Origin of the sequence: Cryobacterium sp. N22 (assembly GCF_002929555.1) — a bacterium.
Taxonomy (GTDB): domain Bacteria; phylum Actinomycetota; class Actinomycetes; order Actinomycetales; family Microbacteriaceae; genus Cryobacterium.
The window spans coordinates 161,424-184,903 of the sequence record NZ_PJJP01000037.1; the positions used below are offsets into that span (position 1 = coordinate 161,424).

Sequence of the window (23,480 nt, forward strand, 5' to 3'; positions counted from 1 at the left end):
AGCTACGACCATGACCAACTCATCTCAGTTCGACCCGCACGGCACGGCCCACCTGACCCCGGAGCCTCCCACCCGAACCGCGCTGGTTCTGGGCGGAGGCGGTTCGACCGGCAACGCCTGGCTGATCGGCGTGATCGCCGGCCTGGTCGAGGCCGGCACGGATGTGACCGGGGCCGACCTCATCGTCGGGACATCTGCCGGAGCGACGGCCGCCGCCCAGATCACTGGCGCGAGCCCGGCTCACCAGCTGGCCGACGTCATTTCGGCCGCACCCCAGCTCCGGTCGGGCCCGGCCTCACCCGCCGCTGGGCGCCGACCGACGCGGCCGGTAGGTGACCACCTGGAGCGCACCGACCGGATCATCGCCGCATCCGTTGATGCGGCCGACATGCGACGCCGAATGGGTGCGGCAGCGCTCGACCTGGCTGCCGTGTCGGGTGAGTCCGGGCAAACCCGGTGGCGCGCGACGGTCGCCTCCCGGTTGTCCAACCAGCGCTGGCCAGACCGACCGCTGCTCCTCACCGCCGTCGACGCCGACACCGGGGCACCGGTCGTGTTCGACCGCCACAGCGGGGTCGACCTGGCGGATGCTGTTGCCGCGAGCTGCGCCAGCGGTTTCGCCTACGGCATCGGTAGCCGCCGCTACATCGACGGCGGCTACCGGACCAACGCCGACAACGCCGATCTGGCCGCCGGATATGCGCGGGTGCTGGTGTTGTCACCATTCGGCGGCAGAACACGCACCCCGGCGGACTGGGGCCTGCACCTCGCCACCCAGGTCGAGAACCTTCGCGCCGGCGGCAGCAGAGTAGAGACGATCTTCCCGCCCCTAAGCGCCGAACACCTGTTCGGCGCCAACGCGATGGACCTGTCGCTGCGCCCGCCCGCCGCCCGCGCCGGTTACGGCCAAGGCTCGGCCTTCGCCGCCCAGTTCCCCGAGTTCTGGCGCTGACGCTGGGAGCCCCTATCGCAGGGAATCGCGCTAGCCGAACGGGACGGCGCCGACAAGCACGCCGACGAGCAGCATCACCAGCGAGACCACGCATGCTCGCCAGAGCACCTTCTTGTGGTGGTCGCCGAGGTTCACGTTTGCGAGCGAGACGAGCAGCAGGATGGCCGGCACCAGCGGGCTCTGCAGGTGAACGGGCTGACCGATGATCGAGGCGCGGGCCATCTCCACCGGGTCGATGCCGTAGGTCGCGGCGCTCTCGGCGAGCACGGGGAGGATGCCGAAGTAGAACGCGTCGTTGGACATGAAGAACGTCATCGGAATGGAGAGCACTCCGGTGATGACCGCCAGGTACTCACCCATCGAGGCCGGCACCACCTGAACGACCCAGTCGGCCATGGCCGTGACCATGCCGGTACCGTTCAGCACACCCACCAGAACACCGGCGGCGAGCACCATCGAGACGACACCGACGATGCTGGGAGCGTGCGCGACGATCTCGTCGGCCTGGCTGCGCAGCTTCGGAAAGTTGATCATGAGGGCCACGCCCGTGCCGACCATGAAGATGTAGGCCAGTGGCATGACATCGAGCACGAGCAGCACCATGACGGCCACGGTCAGCGCGAAGTTCACCCAGATCAGCTTGGGCCGCAGCGTCGGCCGATCCGCGCTGAGCATGGTGTCGGCCATCGCCGTGTCGCGCTCGTCCTCTTCGAGCACCTTCTGCTCGGCCAGGGCCGTGTGCCCGGCCGGCATCCGCTGGCCCGGGCGCACCGTGAGGATGCCGGTGGTTGAGAGCGTGGCAGCTGCTCCCGGCCGCACGTCCGTGCCGCGCACGATGCGGTTGCCGCCGAAGAGCCCGCGCCAGAAACCCGGCCCCGCCGTCGGTGCGGCATCCGTCATAGCGGCGGGGGAGTACTCGAGTGAGCCGATGCGCTTGCGCTCGCTCAGCCCGAGGAACCAGGCGAACGACAGCGCGATGATGAGGCCCGTCGCCAGCGAGGGCAGCATCGGCACGAAGATGTCGGTCGGCGAAACGCCAAGCGCCGAGGCGGCCCGCACGGTGGGGCCACCCCACGGCACGATGTTGAGTGTGCCGTTCATCAGCCCCGCCACGCAGGTGAGCACCACCGGGCTCATGCCCATCCGCAGGTAGATCGGCAGCATCGCCGAGGTGGTGATGATGAAGGTCGTCGACCCGTCGCCGTCGAGCGACACCGCGCCGGCCAGGATCGCCGTGCCCAGAACGACCTTGGCCGGGTCATTGCCGAGGAAGCGGGTGATGAACCGGATAAGGGGATCGAACAGCCCGACATCGATCATGATGCCGAAGAACATGATCGCGAACATGAGCAGCGCCGCCGTCGGGGCCAGATCCCCGATCGACTCGATGATCATGTCACCGAGACCCAGACCGGCGCCGGCAAAGAGGCCGAAGATCGTCGGGACGATGATGAGGGCGACCATCGGCGTGAGCCGCCTGGTCATGATGAGCACCATGAAGGTCAGGATCATGGTGAATCCGAGGATGACGAGCACATCGACTCCTTTGTCTGAATTGTGCGGCCGAGTCGGGCGAATCCCACTCGGCGGTCATTGCCGAAGCGTATGACGATGAGTGTGAAGCTTAGGCAGGCCGCCGGCGCCACGCGCCCTAACTCGCTTTGCTGCACGTATTGCGCATATCGTTAGTTCTGCGCATTGTGCTCGATGCGTCGCAAGGAGGCGAAGATGCGGTTCTCGACGCAGATGCTGTTGTGGCAGCTCGCCTGCGTGACCGTCATCGTCGCGATCTGCACCGGTGTGTTCGTCTCCATCGGCGTGCAACAGCTCCGGGCCGAGGCCGAGACCTCCGCGTTGTCGATCGCACGCACGGTCGCCGCCGACTCCGACGTGCGCGCCGATGTCGCCCGCGCGTCCGCCGACAGCGGTACGCCGACGAACGCCAGCCTCCGCGGCGGACCGCTCTCCGTTCTGGCGGCGGCGGCGGAGGCCAACACCGGCGCGCTGTTCATCGTGATCACCGACGATCACGGCATCCGACTCGCGCACCCCGATCCGCAACTGCTCGGAGCGGAGGTCAGCACCGGCTTCGCCGACGCTCTGGCCGGACGCGAGACGGTGTCGTGGGAATCGGGCACCCTCGGTGAGTCCGCTCGCGCCAAAGTCCCCGTCCGCGACCCCATCACCGATGAACCGACCGGTGAGGTGAGCGTCGGGTTCGCTCCCAGCAGTGTTTTCAAGGAGCTTCCCCTGCTACTCGGGGGCGTCGCGTTGGCCGCCGTCGTTGCCCTCGCACTCGGCGCTGTCGTGTCGTTCGTCCTCCGCCGCCGCCTCGAGCACCTCACCCTCGGCCTGCAGCCCGAGGAGCTGTCCGCGCTGGTACAGAACCAGGCGGCGGTGCTCGATGGCGTCGGGGAAGGGGTGCTCGCTTACGGACCGGACGACGTCGTGACCGTCGCCAACACAACGGCCGCTCGATTGCTCGGCATCCCCGACCTGGTCGGACGCCGCATCCACGACCTCGCGCTGCCCGGGCCGGTGATCGCGGCCCTGGCCGGGGAACGGAAGCTGCTCTCGACGGGTGCACGCGGACCGGATGCGGCCGAACCGGTCGTGCTCGCCGACCATGTGGTCTACATCGACACCCACCCGGTGTCGCGCGCGAATCGGGACCTGGGCCTGATCGCGGTGATCCGCGACCGTACCGACATCGTGACCCTCACGGATCGCCTGGCAACCGTGGCGTCAACAACGGATGCCCTTCGGGTGCAGCGCCACGAGTTCGCGAACCGCCTGCACGTGACGGCCGGCCTGATGGATGCGGGCCGGATGCCCGACGCACGGGACTACCTCGACGACGTGCTGGAGGCGTCACACACCGCCGGCGGCCCATCCGCCGGTGAGCACCTGACCGAGCCGTTCCTGGTGTCGCTTCTGGAAGCAAAGGCCGCGCAGGCCGGGGAACGTGGCGTTCACCTGGCCGTGGGCGCGGACTCGTTGGTGCGGGGAGTCGTCTCTGCGCCCGAGGATGTGGCCACGGTGCTCGCCAACCTCGTGGACAACGCGGTGAGCGCGGCTGTGTACGGTCACCAGCCGCGGTGGGTAGACGTGGAACTGCTCGACGACGCCGACACACTCGTCATGACAGTGTCCGATTCCGGGCAGGGCGTGGCGGCCGGGGCTCTGGTGTTCAGCGATGTGCCGAGAACCGACCTCGACCCGGACGCTGTACATGGGCGGGGCATCGGTCTGCCGCTGGTCCGCGACATCGCCGCGCGCCTCGGCGGAGAGGTGTGGCTTGCCGACGCCGGCGGTCGCGACGGAAGCGGTGCCGTGTTCTGCGCCCGACTGCCCGGGGTCATGCGGGCGCCGACCCGCCCACCACAAGGAGAAGACTGATGCCCGATACAATTCACGTGCTCGTCGTCGACGACGACTTCCACGTCGGTGGCCTCCACCGCGACATTGTTGCGGCGCGCCCCGGCTACACCGCCCTTGAGCCGGTTCGGGGCGTGCGCGCCGCCCGCGCGGCGATGCGCGATTTTCGCCCCGACCTGGTCCTCTGCGATGTCTACCTTCCCGACGGCGACGGGATCGCCCTCGTCGCCGAGATCGACGTTGACGCGGTAATGATCAGCGCGGCGTCGGATGGCGCCACCGTGCGCCGTGCGTTCCGCGCAGGCGCGTTGGACTACCTCATCAAACCGTTCGAACCCGCGCGGCTGAATGAGCGGCTGGATGCCTATCGCCGGTTCCGCAACCTGGCCGCAGAAGACCGCCTACTCGACCAGGACACCATCGAACGGGCCCAGCGGGTGCTGCACGGTCGGGACGGTGGCGTCGCATCCGCGTCGCGGTCCACGACCGAGAAGCTGATCATCGAAATGCTCCAAGACGGTGAATCGTCCTCCAGCGTGATCGCCGGCCGCGCCGGTCTGTCTCGCGCGACGGCGCAAAGGCACCTCGCCGCTCTGGCGACCCGCGGCGATGTGGAAGTGACCCTCCGCTACGGATCGACAGGCCGCCCGGAGCACCAGTACAGCGTCCGACGCTGACCGTCGCGTGGCCTAGCGGAAGTCACCGCCGGTGTCCCGGCTTAGTAGAACCCGCCCTCAGGATTCGGTGCCAGGTACACGTCGACGACATCGTCGTGGAGGACAAACTGCACGTTTGCCGCCGGCTCACCGGTCGGCGCGGGTGGGACCAGGACGGGGTCGATGTCGATCTCGGCAATGGTGTCGAAAGTCGGTGGTGTGCAGCGGAACATCCAGGTGTGATCCTCGACGACGACCGCGAGGCACCGTTTTGCTCCCGGCGTTGTCGTGCTCCATATCTCCGCCGCGCCGTACGAGCCGTACGAGACGAAGTGGGCGTTTGTCACGCCCCACTCCTGGGCGACTTCCTTGTCGATTGGAACGGCTGCCGGGGTGGGATCGGACTGCGCAGTGAGTTGTGCAACCGGCCGGGGCTCGCTCGACTCGTTGACGACGAGGACACCGGTGGCGATCGCTGCCACCAGCACCGCAACCGCGGCGATGACCCATGGCAGGATGCGTCGGACCCGCCCCGGGTTTGGATCTCCTGGTTTGGTCTCGAGCGCCCCCGGGGGCTCCCTGCCCATCGCATCGAGCGCTGTCGGGTCAAGCTCGCGGCCCTTCGTCGGGAATGTTGACTCGTTCATCAGTGCGTCCTTTCGTTTCGGATCAGCTCTTCATGCAGCGCGATGGCTACCTAATCAGTGAAGGACCTGCTGCTATCAGAGGGATATCGCCGTCGATCGGCCGGTATCGCCCCGATATCGGCAGCCGTGAAGGAGATCCAGAAATATTGGCGCATCCGGTTGACGTGGACGTAACGTCACCCCATACCGTCGATCGTGGAAGGGGACGGGATGAGCCCAGAAAACGAGTGGAGCATTCAGGAAATCGCACGGCTGGCCGGCACTACACGACGCACGCTGCGTCACTACCACGCCATAGGCCTCGTGACGCCGAGCCGGATCGGCGACAACGGATACCGCTACTACGACGCCGACGCCCTGGTGCGACTGCAACGGGTGCTACTGCTGCGCCAGCTCGGACTCGGCCTTCCCGACATCGGCGACGTGCTGGCCGGGCAGCGCGACGACATCGCTGCGCTGCGTTCGCACCTCGAGTGGCTGGCTCACGAACAGCAGCGACTCGGCAGGCAAATGGCCAGCATCGAGCGCACCGTCACAAAACTGGAAAGAGGAGAGAAACCGATGGCTGAGAAGATGTTCGACGGCTTCGACCACACCGAATACAAGGATGAGGTCGAGCGGCTCTGGGGCACGGACGCCTACACGCAGAGTGATTCGTGGTACCAGTCGCTGTCGCAAGACCAGAAGGATGACTTTCTCATCGCGGCAGCCGAACTCGGTGCCGACTGGGTCGCCGCTGCTCAGAAAGAGGTCGCTACCGACTCCGATGAAGCCCAGGCGCTCGCGCAGCGCCACTTCGCCTGGCTGGACGGCATCCCCGGCACTCCGCGGACGCCCGATGGGCACCCGACGAAGGAATACTTCATGTGGATGGGTGCGACGTACGTCGCTGACGAACGCCTCGCAAAGAACTACGGCGGGCTCGAGGGCGCGACTTTCGTGCGCGACGCGATGGCGGTGTACGCCGACCGCAACCTCTAAGCAGGTCCGATTGCTTGCGCGATTCGTTTTCGTCGAATATCATACAATCAAATGGTTGTATTAGAGTTTTCCGATCAGGACGTCAACCGCCTCTTCCGTGCTCTCGCGGACGCGACGCGGCGGGATGTCGTGCGGCGCACGCTGGTCGCCGATGTCTCGGTATCGCAGTTGGCGGATTCCTACGACATGTCGTTCGCGGCAGTCCAGAAACACGTCGCAGTTTTGGAGGAGGCCGGGCTCGTGACCAAAGAACCACGTGGTCGTGAGCGGATGGTGCGGGGAAACCCCGATCGCATCCGCGAGGCGCAGCGCCTCCTGGACCGCTTCGAAGAAATCTGGCGATCGCGCATCGACCGCCTCGACGTCCTGCTCGCTGAAGACGATCCGGCTCCACCCGACACCTAACCGAAGGGAACATCATGCCCGTCACCTCTGTCGAGAAAGACCTCGACCAGCTCACCATCACGATCGTCGCCGACTTCGCGGCGCCACTCCGCCGGCTCTGGGATGCGTACACCGACCCGCGCCAGATCGAGCGGTTCTGGGGTCCGCCGACCTATCCGGCAACGTTCCTCCGGCACGACGCCCTGACTGGCGGACGCAGTGTGTACGCCATGACCGGACCAGAGGGAGACACGCACTACGGCTGCTGGGACTGGACCTCAGCCGACGCTCCCCACTCCTTCGAAGTGGTCGACAGGTTCTCGGATGCAGCGGGTGCGCCGAACACCGACCTCCCGGCCACCCGGATGGACTTCGCGTTCGAGGAGACGAACGACGGTAGCCGCCTGAAGACGACATCGCATTTCGACTCACTCGAGCAGATGCAGCAGCTCCTTGAGATGGGCATGCTCGAAGGTGCCCGTGAGGCAATGGCTCAGATCGATCAGGTGCTGGCCGACCTGGCATCATTCGCCACGGACCGCGGGGCGGAGGCGCACATCCTCAGCGACACCCAGGTGCGCGTGGCCCGGGTCATCCGCGGCACCGTCGAGCAGGTGTGGCGCGCCCACAACGATGCCGCCCTCATGAAGCGGTGGTTGCTCGGACCGGACGGCTGGTCCATGCCCGTCTGCGAGATCGCGACCGCCGTGGGCGACAGCTACCGCTATGAGTGGCAGCGGGATGGTGGCGACGAGCGATTCGGCTTCACCGGCGAACTGCTCGAGGTGGAGGAGCCGCACCGGTCGGTCACCACCGAGGCGATGATCGGGATGGACTTCCCGGCAACGCTCAACGAGCTGACCCTCACCGATGTCGAGGGCGGAACCCTGCTCTCCCTCGTCGTCACCTACGCGAACGCCGAGCAACGCGACGCGGTGCTGGCCACCGGCATGACCGACGGCATGGAGACGAGTTACCAGCGTCTCGAGGGGCTGTTGCAGCCGACGCTGGCCTAGCAGGCTAGCGTGCCCGGCCGGCTTCAACTCCGGCCGGGGCCACGCTGGTCTCTACCGCTGCGTGAATCGCGGCGAGAGTGGCCTCCGGATGCGAAACCATCGAGACGTGTGATGCATCGACCTCGGTGATCGTCGCATTGGCACGCTCCGCCATCCGGCGTTGGGTGCCGATCGGAATCACCCTGTCGTCGGTGCCCAGCACCGCCCAGCTGGGGATCGTCTTCCACGCCGGAGGTCCCGACGGGGTCACGTTGGCGACGAACGAGGCCGGGCGCTGCGTGGCCACTATCGTCCACCGATCCGCTTCGGGGAGGTCTTGAGCAAAGGCGTTGTGCACGGTTTCGGGCTTGAGAAACGCCTCTGCCGCACCTTCCGGGGCACCCGGATAGCCCGCGACATCGAAAACCGTCGTCGGGTCGGCGACCGCGAGCGCGGAGCCCGAACCGTCGAGGATTTGGACAACGGTCTCACCCTCGTCGGGAATGAAGGCATCGACGTAGACGAGCGCCCGCACGTCACCTCCGTGCGCGGCGGCGTTGGTGATCACCGCGCCGCCGTACGAGTGCCCGACGAGCACCACCGGGCCGCTGGTGCGCTGGGCGAGAAAGGATGCGATGTAGGCCGCATCCGAGGTCAGTCCACGCAACTCATTGGGCGGGGCCAAGACCGTGAATCCCTCGGCCTGAAGGGGTGCGCTCACTGCATTCCAGCTGGACGCGTCGGCCCAGGCGCCGTGAACAAGGACAATGGTTGGTTTGCTGCTCTCTGGCATCTGACTTCCAATCCGTAGGGTCGCGGTGGCGACGTCATGTGTTTGGGGTCACGTCCTGTGCTGGGCCAGACGCTGGAAGCACGATAGCCGGGAGTCGTTGCCGTTCCAAGGGGGCATCACGGGAGCGCAAACCGGGACCGCCCGCGGTCCCCGGGTCAGTCAACGGAATAAATATGCTTTATTCGAGCGGGCGTGCAACCATGTAACGAATGCAAATCGATTTGCATCATTCACTTCAAGGAGCAATCGAACATGCACTCTCCCCAGAAGCGCGCCCGGCGCGCCTTGGTCACCGCGGGATCGGCGGCCGCCCTGACGGCCGCCGCGATGCTCGGCCTGCCTTCCGCCGCTGTGGCGCTGCCCGACCTGCCGGACGGCCCCGAGCCCACTGTCCACACCCAGGATGCCTATAGCCCCGAGGACGACTTCACGGCCAAGTGGACCCGTGCGGACGCGCGCCAGCTGCAGCGCCTGTCCGACCCCGCGACGCCCTCGCGTGAGAACTCGATGCCGGCATCGCTGACCATGCCCGAGGTGCCCCAGGACTTCCCCGACATGTCGAACGAGCAGGTGTGGGTGTGGGACACCTGGCCGCTGACCGACGAAGACGGCAACCAGTACTCGATCAAGGGCCAGGAGATCATCTTCTCCCTGGTCGCGGACCGCAGCCTCGGCTTCGACGAGCGCCACCAGTTCGCGAAGATCGGCTACTTCCACCGGCCGGCGGGCGTGCCCGCAGACGAGCGCCCCGAGAACGGCGGCTGGACGTACGGCGGCCTCGTCTTCGACGAAGGCGTGACCGGCGAGATCTTCGCGGACAAGTCGTTCAGCCACCAGACCCAGTGGTCGGGCTCGGCCCGCGTGTTCAAGGGCGGCGAGGTCAAGCTGTTCTTCACAGATGTCGCGTTCTACCGCGACGCGGAGGGCAACGACGTCAAGCCGTACGACCCGCGTCTCGCGCTGAGTATCGGCAAGGTGCACGTCACCGGCAAGGACGTGAAGCTGACCGGTTTCGACAAGGTCCAAAACCTCCTGGAGGCCGACGGCGAGTACTACCAGACCGGCGCCCAGAACGGGTCCTACAACTTCCGCGACCCGTTCACGTTCGAAGACCCCGCCCACCCGGGCGAGACCTACATGGTCTTCGAAGGCAACTCCGCCATGCCGCGCGAGGAAGCATATTGCACTGACGAAGACCTGGGCTACGCGCCAGGCGACCCGTTCGCTGAGACGGCGGAAGAGGTCAACGCCTCGGGTGCGACGTACCAGATCGGCAACATCGGTCTCGCGAAGGCGACGAACGACGACCTGACCGAGTGGGAGTTCCTCCCGCCGATCCTGTCGGCCAACTGCGTCACCGACCAGACCGAGCGCCCGCAGTTCATTTTCAAGGACGGCAAGGCGTACCTGTTCACGATCTCCCACCGCGGCACCTTCGCACAGGGAATCGACGGACCGGAGGGCGTCTACGGATTCGTCGGTGACGGCATCCGGTCGGACTTCCAGCCGCTCAACGGCGGTTCGGGGCTGGCGCTGGGCAACCCGACCAACCTGAATTACCCGCAGGGCAAGCCCTTCACGCCGAACGCCGACCAGCACCCGGGCGCATTCCAGGCCTACTCGCACTACGTGATGCCCGGCGGCCTCGTGCAGTCGTTCATAGACACCATCGGCACGTCCGATGACTTCGTCCGCGGCGGCACCCTCGCCCCCACGGTGAAGATGGACATCACCGGCGACACGACGAGTGTCGACTACTCATACGGCGCCGGCGGGCTCGGCGGCTGGGCCGATGTGCCGGCGAACATCAACATCAACCCGGGTGGCAAGGAAAAGCCGCTGCGCTGATCCGATCCGCCCTGCAGTGGGAGCCCCGGAACACCCTCGTTCCGGGGCTCCCACCTGCGTCGCCCTACCGAAGGACTCTCCACGTGATCGATCAGGATGCCCCCAACCCGGTCGTCGTCGTCCGGCGCCGGCCGCGGACCCGCACGCGCGTCATCGCCGCCCTCGTCGCGGTCGCCTTTGCGGCGGTCGCCACGGCGGTGATCCTCACACTTGTGCGGGGGAGCGACGCTGACCCGGCGCCGGACCCGACCGCGACCCCGCCGGCGGCATCCAATCCGTACGAGCGCCCGGCCGACTGGTCACCGCAGCGCCCGGCGGTGCACTTCACTCCGGAGAAGGACTGGATGAACGACCCGCAGAAGCCGATCTTCCTCGACGGAGTGTGGCACTACTACTACCTCTACAACGCCGACTACCCCGACGGGAACGGCACCGCGTGGTACCACTCGACCTCGACCGACCTCGTGCATTGGGAAGACCAGGGCGTTGCGATCGATAAGTACGCCAACGGGCTCGGCGACATCTGGACAGGCACCGCCGTCGTTGACACCGACAACACCGCCGGTTTCGGGGCGGGCGCGGTCGTCGCCCTGGTGACCCAGCAAGTCGACGGCGTGCAGCGTCAGTCACTGTTCGCCTCGACCGATGGCGGGTACTCGTTCGAGTCCTATGAGGGCAATCCCGTCATGGAGAACCCGGGCGTTGCCGATTGGCGTGACCCGCGGGTGTTCTGGGACGAAGGCGCCGGCCACTGGGTGATGGCCCTTGCCGAGCATGATCGCATCGGCTTCTACACCTCGCCGAATTTGCGCGAGTGGACCTTCGCATCCGACTTCGTCACGACAGGTCTCGGCGTGCTGGAATGCCCGGATCTCTTTCCGATGGCGGTCGACGGAGACCCGAACGATGTGCGCTGGGTGCTACTCGCCGGCGCGAACGGCGCCGCCGAGGGCAAGACCACCGGTACGGCGTACTGGGTAGGGGAGTGGGACGGCGAGCGCTTCACCGCCGACGGATCGGGCCACCGGTGGCTCGACCACGGCGCGGACTACTACGCCGCCGTCACGTGGGACGACACCCGGCTGCCGGCAGAAGAGCGCCTGGACTCGCGCTACAGCATCGCGTGGATGAACAACTGGGCCTACGCCGACCGTTTCCCGACCGAGGACTGGCACGGCGGGTCCAACTCCGTCGTGCGCAGCATCCGGCTCGGCGCGGAGGGCGACAGCGCACAGCTGTACTCGACGCCGGCGGACGAGCTGCGAACGCTCGAGGGCGACCCCGAGCGCATCGACGACGTGCACCTCGATGCCGGGAGTGAGACGGAACTCGCGGCGCCCGCATCCGATGCGTACCGACTGAGACTTGACGTCGCGAGCGCGGATGGGACCGGCGAGGTGCAGGTGAAGGTGCTCGACGGTGACGGCCGTTTCGCGACGGTCGGGTACGACTTCGATACTCAGGTCGCGTTCGTCGCGCGCGATGCCGATGCCATCGCCTCGGAGATGCCCGCGGAATACCGCGCCGTGCGCACAGCACCCGTACCCGAAAGCGACGGCCGCGTGCAGCTGGACATTGTCGTAGACGTCGCTTCGATCGAAGTTTTCGCGGGCGCCGGCGCGGCCAGCCTCACCATGGCGACCTACGGCTCGCCCAGCGAGCGGCAGCTGCGTGTGGACGCTCCCCGCGGCCCCGTCGAGGTCATCGGCGGGACGATCACCCCGCTGCGTGTGGCGCCGGTCGTGCGGGCGTCCGCCTCGGACTGAGGCAACGCGGTCGGGGGGATGCGCCCGCAGGCACGGTCGCTCAGCGAACGGGCGCTGCGACCGAGCCGCGTTCGACGAGCCAGCCCGGCAACTGCTCCACAGCCTGGTCGGCGCCAAGTGGGGCGCCCCCGATGCGTTCGATCAATCGCGCCATGCCCCATCGCCCCATTTCCGAGTGAGGTAGCGCCACGGTGGTCAGGCCCGGGTCGAGAGCGTCGGCGACCGGATGCAGGTCATCGATGCCCACCACAGACAGCCCCTCCGGGACCGAGATACCTCGCCGAGCCGCCGCCTGCATCACCCCCATCGCGATCTGGTCGTTGAAGCAAATGATCGCCGTGGGGCGATTATCCTGCTCGAGTAGTTCGCCGCCCGCCCGCCGACCACCCCACGCGTCCGACGTGCAGAAGGCCACCCGCCGGTCGCTGAGCGCAATGCCGGCGTTGTCGAGCGCCAAGCGCACCCCGAGCAGCCGGCCATGCGCCGCACGCGACTCGTCCGTCGTGCCGACATAAGCGATGTCGCGGTGCCCGGCCCGGGTGAGGCGCTCGCAGGCGAGGGCGGCGATCTGGGTCTCATTCGGAACGACGGCGTCCACCAGCCAGTCCGGTTCGGGGACGGCGTCGACGAGCACGACCGGCAGGTCGTCGGGCACCAACGGGCGAGGGACGCACTGGTGGTACATGCGCGCGATAAGCAGGCCGTCGACCCGCTGAGCTCGGAAGAGCTCGATGAGGTGGCCCTCAGCCTCGGGGTCACCGCCGCTCTCACCCACCATCAGAAGCACATCGTGCTCGAGTCCCGCTCGGCGCGCACCCTCGATGATGCGTCCCGCGAACGGTGTCTCTGCAATGTTGTCTCCGATGAGGCCAACCACGCCCGTGCGGCGACGGCGCAGCCCGCTCGCCACGCGGTCGGGCACATACCCGAGCTCGCGGGCGACCGACAGGATCCGCTCGCGTGTCGCGACGTTGACTGTGCGGGCACCGCTGAGCGCGTGCGACACCGTGGTAGGCGACACCCCGGCAGCCGCAGCGACGTCGCTCACGCGTGCACGCCTGTTACCCGGCGCCCGACCACTCTCCATCCACTCAGCCTACGGGCAGCGGATGCCGGGACACGCGGCGACGGTGGCGGTCGTTTCAGTGCCGCAGCTGCGCCTCCGCCGTCGGATCCTGAGCGCCCTCAGCAGAAACCGACTCGGCCTGGTCGAGGTACTGCGCCGAGATGCGGCGGTACGACGTGGTGAAGAACGCAGCGATGGCCGCGAGGACCATCACGATCCCGGCGATGAGGAACACGAGCGCGATGCCTCGAGCCTCGCCATCGCCCAGGAGCCAGCCGAGGCCGTCGCGCCCGGCATCCGAGTTCATGAACGGGATGATGATGAACTCGGCGATCGGCGCGATGAGGAACGCGGTGACGGGGGCCGCCGCCGACTCGAACGCCGCAGCGAACCCGAACACGCGCCCCTGCACGTGGAACGGCACCACCTTCTGGATGACCGTCTGCTCTGACGCCTCCACGGCGGGGATGAGCGTCATGTAGAGCCAGATGCCCGCCGCGTATAGCCACCACCAGTCACGGATCGTGAACAGTGCCCCGAGCACACCCATCAGGATCACGAGCAGCAGCATCGTGCGCACCGGGTTGCGACCGAGCCCGAACTTCGCGATCAGCAGGCCACCGATGATGAACCCGGTTGACGAGACACCGAGCACGATGCCCCACACCTCCACAGGGAAGAGCTCGAGGCCGTAGGGGTCCATGAGCGCCATATACACGCCGCCGATGAAGTTGTTGAACGTCGAGAAGATGATGAGCGCGAAGAGCCCCGTCGCCGCCCTCACCGCCGTGATGCTGCCGCGCAGGTCGATCAGCGGACGCCGCTCGCCATCCTGCTTCGGTTGTTCTTCTGGGATGCGCAGGAACAGCAGGTGCAGCAGGGCCGCCGCCGACAGAATGATCGCGATGATGAGCGTCCACCCCATGCCCAACAGCCCGATCGCGAGCCCGCTGAAGACGCTCGTCACCATGAAGGCGAGCCCCTGCACCGTGCCCACCAGCCCGTTCGCGTTCGCGTGCCGCTCGGTGGGGATCAGCAACGTGACGACGGTGGACAGTGCGATGTTGCGCAGGTTCTCGATGACCGCCCCGAAGAGGATGATTCCGCTGAACAGCCAGAACATCGGCCCGCTGATGTCGAGCAGCGTGGACTCCGGGAACAGGAAATACAACCCGCCGCCGATGCCGAAGGCGATCAGGGTGACCAGGCCCGCGAACACCATCACGAGATGCTTGCGGTGCCGGTCCACGATCGTGCCGAACGCCATCGAGAATACGGCGACGAGCAGCATGTACGCTCCGCCGATGATGCCGGTAGCGAGCACCGAGCGCGTCTCCAGATAGACCCAGAAGGTGAGGGCGAACCAGAGGAAACTCGTCGTGACGTTCGCGACCGCCGTGTTCACCAGCACTTGCGCGAAGGTGCGGGCACCACCGGGTGACGGTTCCGTGCGAGTTGGGGATGCGGCTGGTGCGTCGTCCGTGCTGCCCATGTGATCGTCCTCCCCGGGTGCGCTCGGAGTCGCGTCGTGAGTTCGAACGGCCGCCGCTCGAATCGACGGTCTCAGCAGATCGGAGACCGCTGAACCTCATTGTAAGGAGACCCCGTGAACATGTCACGGCTCACTGCTTCGTCCGTGGTGCTCTACTCCGGCCGGTAGTACCGTTTCGACATCGATCGCAAACCACAAGCGGAAGGACTCCCATGCTGAAGCAGGTCGCGGACGGTGTGCTGGTTCACGAGAGCGAGTTCATCCAGAGTAATTCCGTTGTCGTGCAGGGCCGGGCGGGCGTGTTGCTCATCGACCCCGGCATCACCCGGGATGAAATGGCCGAACTCGCGAACGACCTTCGCGAGTTAGGCCAGCCCGTGGTGGCCGGCTTCTCGACGCATCCGGACTGGGATCATGTGCTCTGGCACGCAGGCTTCGGTGTGGTGCCCCGTTACGGCACAGCCCGCTGCGCGGCGTCTATCCGGGATGTGTTGTCGAACGCGGACTGGAAGGCCCGCGTGGCCGAGGGGCTCCCGCCGGAGTACGCCGACGAGATCCCGATGGAACTACTCGGTTTCATCACCGGTCTGCCCGCCGGAGCCGCGCAGGTGCCCTGGGACGGCCCCGAGGTTCGTATCATCGAGCATCAGGCGCATGCCACCGGCCATGCGGCGCTGTTGATCAAGGAGCGCGGCGTTCTTGTTGCCGGCGACATGCTCTCGGACATCCTGATGCCGTTCCTCGACCTGGCGGCGTCGAATCCGATCGAAGACTACCTCGACGCGCTCCGGCTGTTCGAGGGCGTGGCGGAGGACGTTGATGTTGTCATCCCCGGTCACGGGTCGGTCGGCGAAGCTGATCAGGTACTGGCGCGGATCGAACAGGATCGCGCGTACGTGCAGGCTCTGCGTGACGGCGTTGATCCCGACGACTTTCGGGTGGGCCCATCGGCCCCGTTGGAGTGGCTGGCCGACGTGCATCAATGGCAACTTCAGCAGCTCGCCCCAAAGCGAGCGAACGCGGGCGATGAGCGGGCGGCGAGCGACGAGCGTTAATAAGGACAACGGTCGGAAATAAGGACCGTAGGTCCGATACCGTCCTTATATAGTCACTTTTTCCTTATATCGAGGTGAGAGTTCTGCGCAGGCCAGGCTTCATTCGAGTCACCATGACCCTGCATTGCCCACGTCGCTCCTGCCGCGTGGTGCGCGAAGCCTTGCGACCGGGATGACGTCGGCGCTACTGTTCCCACACGATGCGAGCGCCGCCCCGTCGAGTGTGCGCTCGGGTGGGAGCGCAATGGTCTCGTCGCGTGCACTGGAGCTCGGCCGTTCCGCCGTGGCCGGGCGCCGCTGGCGCGAGGCGTGCGAGCAGTTCGCTGAAGCACAATCGACGCTCGCTGAAGGTCTCGCCCCGCTGGACCTTGAGTTGATGGCCACGGCGCTGTTCCTTCGAGGTCGCCACGAGTCCGCGTTCGAGGCGCTGATGGATGCCCACGAACGGTATTTGGCGGGCGGTGACACGGTGGGAGCGGCGCGCACAGCGGGATGGATCGCGCTCGAACTCCTCGAAGCCGACGAGCTGTCCCCGAGCCTGAACTGGATCGCTCGCGGACAACACCTCATGGAGCGCCTCGACGATGCGGACTCGGTCGGCGGGCGTGTGGCACTGGTGCCCGCCGCCCTCGCGCCGTTGTTCGTCGGAGACGTCGAGGATGCCAAACAGCGATTCGAAGCGATAGCCACGGTCGCCGAACGCACTGGCGACCGGGAACTTTCCGCGTTCGCGGCACTCGGCCGAGGAAAGTGCCTGACAACGATGGGACGGCCCGCTGAGGGCTTCGAAAGCCTTGACCGAGCGGTGGCGGCGGTGACCGCGAACGAGGTGTCGCCGGTCATGACGTGCATTCTCTACCGAGTGCTCCTCGACGTTAGTCATGAGGCATTCGACCTGGAGCGCGCGCAGGTGTGGACCGCGGCCTTCGATCAGTGGTGCCGCGAGCAGCCCGACCTCGTGGCGTACAGCGGTCAGTGTCATGCCTATCGCGCCCAACAGCTCCTGCTCCACGGCGAATGGGCGGAGGCATCCGCGGCTGCCACGACAGCGGAAGAACGATTCCGAGCTGGTGATTTCACTGCGGCCTACGTCGCGAACTACCAGCTCGCCGAGTTGCATCGCCTGCGCGGCGAGCTCCGTCGCGCGGGGGAGCACTATCGGCGTGCCGCCGAGACAGGATGGGACCCACAACCGGGTATCGCGCTGCTCCGTCTCGCCGAGGGCGAGTATACGACCGCACAGTCCATGATCCGCAGCGCCGTCGCAGGCGCAGAACCAGCCACCCGCCGCCGCCTGCTGCCAGCGGTGGTTGAGATCGAACTCGTCGCCGGCGATGTCACTGCAGCGCGACGGGCCGCGGCTGAACTGATCGCGCTGAGCAGATCGGCGCCGACAACCATGCTCGCGGCGATCGCTGGGTTCGCTGAGGCTCGAGTGCTGCTCGCAGAGGGCGACCCCTCGGTGGCGCTCGAACGGGTCAGGACGGCGAGTACAGCCTGGTCGGCGCTCGATGTCCCCTACGAGGTGGCGAGGTGCGGTGTAGTACGAGGACAGGCGCTTCGCGCGCTCGACAAGTCCGACGCCGCGACTGCGGAATTCGAGGCGGCGCGCGCGGTGTTCCTCGAGCTCGGCGCTCAGTCCGAACTGACCGGGCTCACCACGCTGACCGGCCAACGCCCGACCGGGACCCTCACCGACCGTGAAGTCGAGGTCCTGCGCCTGGTGTCGACGGGGCTCACCAACCGGGGGATCGCGGGCCGGCTGTCGCTGAGTGAGAAGACCGTCGCGCGACATCTCAGCAATATCTTCGGCAAGCTCGGACTCTCCTCACGGGCTGCCGCGACCGCGTACGCGTACGAAAACGGACTCATCTAAAGGCCCGCGGTTCTGTCGATACCCATGCCGTTCGCGCCGGCTCCGAGCCCCTCTCTACATAATTCTTCCCATCGCGGGGTCGCGCCAAAATGAGCGATTTGTTCGAAGCGACCGATGAAGGCCACGCCTACCGTTGAACACATGGACATCCCGATCGTCGCAGGCACGATCTCCACCGTGGTCTTCGCGGTGAGCAACCTGCCAATGCTGCGCAAAGCACTGCGCACACGGGATGTCTCGTCGTACAGCCTGTCCAGTCTGGTCATGATCAACGCCGCGAACATGGTGTATTCGCTTTACGTGTTCACGCTGCCGTGCGGCCCGATCTGGGGGCTTCACACCTTCTACGTTGTGTCCTGTGCGGTGATGCTCGTGCTCTGCCTGCGCCAGCGTCGCCCCGCCGCCGAGCGCACAATTCCTGTCGTTGACGAACACCACGACAGCCCGAACCGGCCCCTCGAGGGCGCGCGCTGACCCTGCGCCATGCGCGACGGGATCACGGGGTACGAGATCACGGGGTAGAGGAGTGCTCTCGACGAACCGGCGAAAAACCATGTACGTTATACGAGCGCGATCGTTTCGCGAGAGTCATCGGGATTGTAACTTACGGCAAAACCTGAGACGAAAGTCCATGCACTGCTCTGTGCATGAACTAACACGTCTTCCAGTGACCGAGGTACGTCCATGACCAGCCCCCTTCTCGTGAACCGCCTACGCGGCGGTCTTATCGTGTCCTGCCAGGCGCTGCCAGGCGAGCCGCTCTTCGTCGACGAAGGCGGCGTGATGCCACTCCTGGCCGCAGCGGCTGCCCAGGCAGGTGCGGTGGCGATTCGCAGCAACTCCACCCGTGATGTCCGCGAGATCAAGGCAGCCGTCGGGCTTCCGGTGATCGGGCTGATCAAGAAGCAGTACCCGCCGTTTGAGCCCTACATCACCGCGACGATGACCGAGGTGGATGCCCTCGTCACAGCGGGCGCGGACATCGTGGCAGTGGATCTCACCCACCGCGAGCGCGTCGACGGTCTCAGCCCGGCCGCCTTCATCTCGCAGATCCGGGCTGAACACCCGGGACTGGCCCTGATGGCCGACATCGCCACCCTCGACGAAGGCCTGGCCGCGGCAGAGGCCGGGGTCGACTTCGTGGGCACAACCCTCAGCGGCTACACGCCACAGTCCCTAACGGCACCGGCGCCGAACTTCGGCCTGGTCGAACAGCTGGCGGCCCAGACCGCGGTACCGATCATCGCCGAGGGCCGGATCCGCACTCCGGAGCAAGCCCGCCAGATGATCGATCTCGGCGCCTTCTGCGTGGTGGTCGGCGGAGCGATCACCCGGCCACTGGAAATCGCCACCGAGTTCGTCGAAGCCCTCGCCTAAAACCTCTCCCTCAACCTCACCCCTTCCTTCCTGCGCGCCCACGTCGTCGCGCCTGAAATGAGAGCAGCAATCATGTTCAAGCAATTCCAGAAGATCGGCAAGGCGTTCATGCTGCCGATTGCGATCCTTCCGGCGGCCGGGCTCCTGCTCGGCATCGGCGGTGCGCTGTCCAACCCCAACACCGTCAAGGCCTTCCCGGCGTTGGACAACACGATTCTTCAGGGAATCTTCGGCGTCATGTCCGCCGCCGGCTCGACCATCTTCACCAACTTGGCCTTGCTGCTGTCGATCGGTCTCTGCATCGGCCTGGCGAAGCGCGACAAGGGCACTGCCGCCCTGGCCGGAATCGTCGGGTACCTGGTCATGACCGCCACCATCACAGCGATGCTGGACATCTTCAAGCCCGACGCCGAACCTGTCGACACCGGTGTCGTCGGCGCACTGGTCATCGGCGCAACGGCCGTTTTCTTGCACAACCGTTACCGCAACATCGAGCTGCCGGCCGTTCTCGGCTTCTTCGGCGGATCCCGTTTTGTGCCGATCGTGACAGCCTTCGCCGCGATCTTCGTGGGCATCTTCTTCTTCCTCACCTGGCCGCCCATCCAGCAGGGAATGCTCTCCGCCGGCACCTGGATGGCCGGCCTCGGGCCGCTGGGCACGTTCTTCTACGGGTTCGGGATGCGCCTCAGCGGCGCCGTCGGCCTGCACCACATGATCTATCCGCTGTTCTGGTACACCCCGCTGGGCGGAACCGAGTTGGTCAACGGGACCATGGTCGAGGGCGCTCAGAAGATCTTCTTCGCACAGCTGGCCGACCCCAACCACGTCGGTCTGTACACCGAGGGCACCCGCTACTTCTCCGGCCGCTTCGCGACCATGATGTTCGGTCTGCCGGCCGCCTGCCTCGCCATGTGGCACTGCATCCCCAAGGGGCGTCGTGCCAAGTACACGGGGCTGTTCCTCTCCGTGGCGTTGACGTCATTCATCACAGGCATCACCGAACCCATCGAGTTCATGTTCCTGTTCGTCGCGCCTCTGCTGTACGTGTTCCATGCCTTCCTGGACGGTGTCTCCTTCTTCCTCGCCGACATCCTGGATATCCGGCTGGGCAACACCTTTTCCGGCGGCGCGATCGACTTCACGCTCTTCGGCATCCTGCAAGGCAATGACCAGACCAACTGGCTGCTCGTCCTGCCCATCGGCGCGGTCTGGTTCGCGCTGTACTACTTCTCCTTCCGCTTCGCCATCAAACGGTTCAAGATCGGCACTCCAGGTCACCTGGAGGACACGATCGGGGTTGCCGAGCCCGAAGCCCAGGACGACCCCGCCCTCGTGCCGGCTCTGGTCGGTGGCCGTGGCGAAAGCACAATTCAGAAGGAAGCCGCACAGATCCTGGAAGCCCTGGGCGGTGCGACCAACCTCGAAGAGGTGGACGCCTGCATCACCCGACTGCGCGTCTCAGTGAAGGACCCCGCCAAAGTTGACAAGCCCGCTCTGCGAAAGTTGGGAGCTACGGACGTGTTCGAAGTCCGGGGCGGCGTTCAGGCGGTTTACGGCGGTAAAGCCATTTTGTACAAGAGCGCAATTAATGAGAGCCTCGGCCTCGACGACTAAAGGAACACGCACATGCTTAACCCATTCAAGAAAAAGAGCGAGTCCGTATTCAGCCCCGTGTCAGGGCGAATCGTCTCCCTCGACGAGGTTCCGGATCCCGTCTTCGCACAGCGCTCCGTCGGCGACGGGTTCGCCGTCATGCCGACGAGCGGATTCTTCCGCAGCCCGGTGGACGGGGAACTGGTCCTGGTCGCAAAAACGCTGCATGCGTTCGCCGTCCGCACCCACGACGGGGCGGAGATCCTGGTCCACATCGGAATAGACACCGTCACCCTCAAGGGCGAAGGATTCACCGGTCACCGGAAGGCCGGCGAGACGGTGTCCCGCGGTGACGTCATCATCAGTTGCGACCTGGTCGACATCAAGACCAAGGTGCCATCCATGGCCACTCCCGTCCTCCTGACCAATGGGGCCAAATTCTCCATGAGCCCGCCTGACCTTCAGGCCAACGGCGCATCCGTGATCACGGTGCGCCGGAAATGAGGGGCTGGCCGTGGAGGTAACTGCCGGAAGCGGACACTCCGGGGAATCTGACCTGACGTCTTCGAGGCAGGCCTGTATTAAGCGCGTCTATAACAACAACGTGGTGCTCGCCATCGAGCCAGACAGCACCGAGGTGGTGTTGCTGGGCAAGGGGATCGGTTTCCAGCGCCGCCCGGGAGAAACCGTCGATATTTCCCTGGCCGATCAACGTTTTGTGGCTGAGGGGCTCTACCGGGCCCCTCAGCTGGCGGGATTGCTCAGCGACGCGCCCTCTGACCACATCACGCTGGCCCAGACGATCACCGAGTTGGGCCATGCGACTCTGGGCCTGGAGCCGCGACAGTCGCTTATGATCCCGGTCCTTGACCACCTCACCTTTGCGGTGCACCGGGCGCGAGAAGGCACTCAGATCGACTTCCCGCTCCGGTGGGAAGTGGCCCAGCTCTACCCTGCCGAAGCGGCATTGGGGCGGCAGGTTGTGACCCTGGTGAACGAGAGGCTCGGGGTGCGGCTGCAGGATGATGAGTGGGTCGCGTTCGCGCTGCACTTCGTCAACCAGCAGTGGACGAAGGGTGACTTCTCGAAAACCGTCGCCATGACCGAAACCATCAGCCGGGTGTTCCTGCGCCTGGCGGAACGCTGGGGCCGGCCGATCGATGAGAACGCGAGCAGTGCCGCGCGGTTTGTGACGCATCTGCGTTACGTGTTCGCCCGGGCCGCGAGCGACAAGCAGCTGAACACGTCCCGCCTGGACGTGCTCAGTGCGGTGCAGCAGGCCTATCCCGAAGCCGCCGAGGCTGCCTGGGATATCGCCGCGCTGATCGGCCAGGCGATCAATCGAGTCATCACCAAAGACGAAATCTCCTACCTCGCTCTGCACACAACACGTCTCTATGCCGAGATGGATGAGCCACGGTAGCCAGCGGCCATAACCGTCGGCCGACGATGTACAGTGTCTGCAAAATCGCTCACGGAGGAGTTGGGTGTTGCGGATGGCGCGGTCACGGAGCGGAAAGAACAGACGCTCACTGATCGGCATGGGAGCCGCAGTCATGCTTCTCCTGGGCCTGGGTTGGGGCATGTTCTTTGTCGTCGTTCTGCCCGGCAACTATGTCTTGGGCGACCACTCCCTGTTTGGACTCGGACTGGCCATCACGGCGTTCACCCTGGGCATTCGTCATGCCTTCGACGCGGACCACATCGCGGCGATCGACAACACCACGCGAAAGCTCGCCGCGGACGGCCAGGAACCGGTCTCTGTCGGATTCTGGTTCGCCCTGGGACACTCGACGGTCGTTGTTGTCGCCGTCAGCCTTCTTGCGGCCGGTTCGAACGTTCTCGCGGCCGAAATCTCTGACGACGGCTCGACCTTCACAACGCTCGCCGGGGTCTGGGGCGTGGTTGTGTCCGGGGTGTTCCTGGTCGTCATCGGTGCCGTCAATTTCGTCACGCTCCGCGGCATCTGGCAGGTTTTTCACCGCATGCGAGGCGGCGAATTCGATGAAGCCCAGCTTGACAAGGAGCTCGCTGCCCGCGGCGTGCTCAACCGGATTCTCGGCCCGCTCTCGCGCAGGGTGGATGCGCCATGGAAGATGTATCCCATCGGCGTCCTCTTCGGGCTGGGCTTCGACACAGCAACCACCATTGGGCTGTTCGTCGTCGGGGGGAGTGCAGCATTGACCGCGCCCTGGTACGTCGTCCTGGTGCTTCCCATTCTCTTCACCGCCGGTATGACTCTGTTCGACACACTGGACGGTGTTGTGATGAAGCGCGCCTACGCCTGGGCCTATGCGCGTCCGGTGCGCAAGGTCTATTACAACCTCACGGTGACCGCGATGTCAGTGGCGGTGGCCTTTCTCGTCGGCGGCGTCGGGCTGATCGGGCTGCTGGCGGATCAATTGAAGGTGCGCAGCGGTCCGCTGGCCTGGGTGGGGTCACTGGACTTGGAAAACTTTGGCTTCATCATCGTCGCCGTGCTCCTTGCCACGTGGCTGGGATCATTCGCCTATTGGAAGCTCGCCCGCGTGGAAGCGCGCTACACCAGCCCACGTTGAGGCAGCTTCTGTCGGGTCACAGAACCGTTGTCCGGCGTGGTGTCGGGTGCTACGTTGAGCATT

Annotated in this window: 21 protein-coding genes; 16 read left to right on the forward strand and 5 right to left on the reverse strand. The window is 66.0% G+C overall.

The window, feature by feature from the left end; all coding sequences use genetic code 11:
• Positions 1-10: 10 nt before the first annotated feature.
• Positions 11-952 (forward strand): patatin-like phospholipase family protein, encoded by a 942-nt coding sequence (locus tag CXY76_RS13385; RefSeq protein ID WP_233199835.1) that lies wholly within the window; start codon positions 11-13, stop codon positions 950-952.
• 30 nt (positions 953-982) lie between these two features.
• On the opposite strand, the gene CXY76_RS13390 is transcribed toward CXY76_RS13385, so the two are convergent.
• Complete coding sequence (locus tag CXY76_RS13390; protein ID WP_104165545.1) at positions 983-2,464, reverse strand: CitMHS family transporter; 1,482 nt, start codon at positions 2,462-2,464, stop codon at positions 983-985.
• A gap of 216 nt (positions 2,465-2,680) precedes the next feature.
• On the opposite strand from CXY76_RS13390, the gene CXY76_RS13395 reads away from it, so the two are divergent.
• Complete coding sequence (locus CXY76_RS13395; protein ID WP_233199836.1) at positions 2,681-4,351, forward strand: sensor histidine kinase; 1,671 nt, start codon at positions 2,681-2,683, stop codon at positions 4,349-4,351.
• Entirely contained in the window at positions 4,351-5,007 is a 657-nt protein-coding gene (locus CXY76_RS13400) for a response regulator (protein WP_104165285.1), read from the forward strand. Before CXY76_RS13395 ends, CXY76_RS13400 begins: the two co-directional genes overlap by 1 nt.
• Before the next feature lie 41 nt (positions 5,008-5,048).
• Here CXY76_RS13400 and CXY76_RS13405 read toward each other — a convergent pair whose 3' ends face one another.
• On the reverse strand, positions 5,049-5,633 hold the full coding sequence (locus CXY76_RS13405; protein WP_104165287.1) for a hypothetical protein: 585 nt from the start codon (positions 5,631-5,633) through the stop codon (positions 5,049-5,051).
• Positions 5,634-5,843: 210 nt separating this feature from the next.
• Here CXY76_RS13405 and CXY76_RS13410 point away from each other — a divergent pair, with 210 nt between their 5' ends.
• The 3 genes from CXY76_RS13410 to CXY76_RS13420 are packed head-to-tail and all read left to right on the forward strand — an operon-like array spanning position 5,844 to position 8,014.
• A complete protein-coding gene (locus CXY76_RS13410) occupies positions 5,844-6,614 on the forward strand; it encodes a MerR family transcriptional regulator (RefSeq protein ID WP_104165289.1) in 771 nt (256 codons plus the stop codon).
• A gap of 51 nt (positions 6,615-6,665) precedes the next feature.
• Positions 6,666-7,019, forward strand: coding sequence for a helix-turn-helix transcriptional regulator (locus CXY76_RS13415; RefSeq protein WP_104165291.1), 354 nt, complete (start codon positions 6,666-6,668; stop codon positions 7,017-7,019).
• Between the two features lie 14 nt (positions 7,020-7,033).
• Positions 7,034-8,014 carry an SRPBCC family protein gene (locus CXY76_RS13420; protein ID WP_104165294.1) on the forward strand — a complete coding sequence of 327 codons (981 nt, stop codon included), beginning with the start codon at positions 7,034-7,036 and terminating at the stop codon, positions 8,012-8,014.
• Positions 8,015-8,018: 4 nt separating this feature from the next.
• Here CXY76_RS13420 and CXY76_RS13425 read toward each other — a convergent pair whose 3' ends face one another.
• Positions 8,019-8,786, reverse strand: coding sequence for an alpha/beta fold hydrolase (locus tag CXY76_RS13425; protein ID WP_104165296.1), 768 nt, complete (start codon positions 8,784-8,786; stop codon positions 8,019-8,021).
• A gap of 252 nt (positions 8,787-9,038) precedes the next feature.
• On the opposite strand from CXY76_RS13425, the gene CXY76_RS13430 reads away from it, so the two are divergent.
• The gene (locus CXY76_RS13430) at positions 9,039-10,634 is read left to right on the forward strand and encodes a glycoside hydrolase family 68 protein (RefSeq protein WP_104165299.1); all 1,596 of its coding nucleotides are present in this window, start codon (positions 9,039-9,041) and stop codon (positions 10,632-10,634) included.
• Positions 10,635-10,717: 83 nt separating this feature from the next.
• Positions 10,718-12,400 (forward strand): glycoside hydrolase family 32 protein, encoded by a 1,683-nt coding sequence (locus tag CXY76_RS13435; protein ID WP_233199838.1) that lies wholly within the window; start codon positions 10,718-10,720, stop codon positions 12,398-12,400.
• Between the two features lie 40 nt (positions 12,401-12,440).
• Here the strand turns inward: CXY76_RS13435 and CXY76_RS13440 are convergent, their stop codons facing one another.
• Positions 12,441-13,448: a LacI family DNA-binding transcriptional regulator gene (locus tag CXY76_RS13440; RefSeq protein WP_158253906.1), complete on the reverse strand. Its 1,008-nt coding sequence runs from the start codon at positions 13,446-13,448 to the stop codon at positions 12,441-12,443.
• Between the two features lie 94 nt (positions 13,449-13,542).
• Positions 13,543-14,958 (reverse strand): MFS transporter, encoded by a 1,416-nt coding sequence (locus CXY76_RS13445; RefSeq protein ID WP_104165303.1) that lies wholly within the window; start codon positions 14,956-14,958, stop codon positions 13,543-13,545.
• Between the two features lie 212 nt (positions 14,959-15,170).
• On the opposite strand from CXY76_RS13445, the gene CXY76_RS13450 reads away from it, so the two are divergent.
• The 8 genes from CXY76_RS13450 (at position 15,171) to CXY76_RS13485 (ending at position 23,417) form a co-directional block, all read left to right on the forward strand.
• Positions 15,171-16,013: an MBL fold metallo-hydrolase gene (locus tag CXY76_RS13450; protein ID WP_104165305.1), complete on the forward strand. Its 843-nt coding sequence runs from the start codon at positions 15,171-15,173 to the stop codon at positions 16,011-16,013.
• Positions 16,014-16,257: 244 nt separating this feature from the next.
• A complete protein-coding gene (locus CXY76_RS13455; RefSeq protein WP_158253907.1) occupies positions 16,258-17,889 on the forward strand; it encodes a helix-turn-helix transcriptional regulator in 1,632 nt (543 codons plus the stop codon).
• Between the two features lie 141 nt (positions 17,890-18,030).
• On the forward strand, positions 18,031-18,363 hold the full coding sequence (locus CXY76_RS13460) for a hypothetical protein (RefSeq protein ID WP_199190304.1): 333 nt from the start codon (positions 18,031-18,033) through the stop codon (positions 18,361-18,363).
• Between the two features lie 210 nt (positions 18,364-18,573).
• Positions 18,574-19,266 (forward strand): N-acetylmannosamine-6-phosphate 2-epimerase, encoded by a 693-nt coding sequence (locus tag CXY76_RS13465; protein ID WP_104165310.1) that lies wholly within the window; start codon positions 18,574-18,576, stop codon positions 19,264-19,266.
• Positions 19,267-19,338: 72 nt separating this feature from the next.
• Positions 19,339-20,880 carry a PTS transporter subunit EIIC gene (locus tag CXY76_RS13470; protein ID WP_104165313.1) on the forward strand — a complete coding sequence of 514 codons (1,542 nt, stop codon included), beginning with the start codon at positions 19,339-19,341 and terminating at the stop codon, positions 20,878-20,880.
• A gap of 12 nt (positions 20,881-20,892) precedes the next feature.
• Positions 20,893-21,363 carry a PTS glucose transporter subunit IIA gene (locus CXY76_RS13475; protein WP_104165315.1) on the forward strand — a complete coding sequence of 157 codons (471 nt, stop codon included), beginning with the start codon at positions 20,893-20,895 and terminating at the stop codon, positions 21,361-21,363.
• A gap of 10 nt (positions 21,364-21,373) precedes the next feature.
• Positions 21,374-22,282, forward strand: coding sequence for a PRD domain-containing protein (locus CXY76_RS13480; protein WP_255408477.1), 909 nt, complete (start codon positions 21,374-21,376; stop codon positions 22,280-22,282).
• 133 nt (positions 22,283-22,415) lie between these two features.
• Positions 22,416-23,417 carry a HoxN/HupN/NixA family nickel/cobalt transporter gene (locus tag CXY76_RS13485; protein WP_233199839.1) on the forward strand — a complete coding sequence of 334 codons (1,002 nt, stop codon included), beginning with the start codon at positions 22,416-22,418 and terminating at the stop codon, positions 23,415-23,417.
• Positions 23,418-23,480: the final 63 nt, after the last annotated feature.

Excerpts from the sequence above, each read along its gene's own strand:
- CXY76_RS13385 (WP_233199835.1), top strand. The coding sequence starts at position 11 with ATGACCAACTCATCTCAGTTCGACCCGCACGGCACGGCCCACCTGACC.
- CXY76_RS13390 (WP_104165545.1), bottom strand. The coding sequence starts at position 2,464 with ATGATCCTGACCTTCATGGTGCTCATCATGACCAGGCGGCTCACGCCG.
- CXY76_RS13395 (WP_233199836.1), top strand. The coding sequence starts at position 2,681 with ATGCGGTTCTCGACGCAGATGCTGTTGTGGCAGCTCGCCTGCGTGACC.
- CXY76_RS13400 (WP_104165285.1), top strand. The coding sequence starts at position 4,351 with ATGCCCGATACAATTCACGTGCTCGTCGTCGACGACGACTTCCACGTC.
- CXY76_RS13405 (WP_104165287.1), bottom strand. The coding sequence starts at position 5,633 with ATGAACGAGTCAACATTCCCGACGAAGGGCCGCGAGCTTGACCCGACA.
- CXY76_RS13410 (WP_104165289.1), top strand. The coding sequence starts at position 5,844 with ATGAGCCCAGAAAACGAGTGGAGCATTCAGGAAATCGCACGGCTGGCC.
- CXY76_RS13415 (WP_104165291.1), top strand. The coding sequence starts at position 6,666 with ATGGTTGTATTAGAGTTTTCCGATCAGGACGTCAACCGCCTCTTCCGT.
- CXY76_RS13420 (WP_104165294.1), top strand. The coding sequence starts at position 7,034 with ATGCCCGTCACCTCTGTCGAGAAAGACCTCGACCAGCTCACCATCACG.
- CXY76_RS13425 (WP_104165296.1), bottom strand. The coding sequence starts at position 8,786 with ATGCCAGAGAGCAGCAAACCAACCATTGTCCTTGTTCACGGCGCCTGG.
- CXY76_RS13430 (WP_104165299.1), top strand. The coding sequence starts at position 9,039 with ATGCACTCTCCCCAGAAGCGCGCCCGGCGCGCCTTGGTCACCGCGGGA.
- CXY76_RS13445 (WP_104165303.1), bottom strand. The coding sequence starts at position 14,958 with ATGGGCAGCACGGACGACGCACCAGCCGCATCCCCAACTCGCACGGAA.
- CXY76_RS13450 (WP_104165305.1), top strand. The coding sequence starts at position 15,171 with ATGCTGAAGCAGGTCGCGGACGGTGTGCTGGTTCACGAGAGCGAGTTC.
- CXY76_RS13455 (WP_158253907.1), top strand. The coding sequence starts at position 16,258 with ATGGTCTCGTCGCGTGCACTGGAGCTCGGCCGTTCCGCCGTGGCCGGG.
- CXY76_RS13460 (WP_199190304.1), top strand. The coding sequence starts at position 18,031 with ATGGACATCCCGATCGTCGCAGGCACGATCTCCACCGTGGTCTTCGCG.
- CXY76_RS13465 (WP_104165310.1), top strand. The coding sequence starts at position 18,574 with ATGACCAGCCCCCTTCTCGTGAACCGCCTACGCGGCGGTCTTATCGTG.
- CXY76_RS13470 (WP_104165313.1), top strand. The coding sequence starts at position 19,339 with ATGTTCAAGCAATTCCAGAAGATCGGCAAGGCGTTCATGCTGCCGATT.
- CXY76_RS13475 (WP_104165315.1), top strand. The coding sequence starts at position 20,893 with ATGCTTAACCCATTCAAGAAAAAGAGCGAGTCCGTATTCAGCCCCGTG.
- CXY76_RS13485 (WP_233199839.1), top strand. The coding sequence starts at position 22,416 with ATGCTTCTCCTGGGCCTGGGTTGGGGCATGTTCTTTGTCGTCGTTCTG.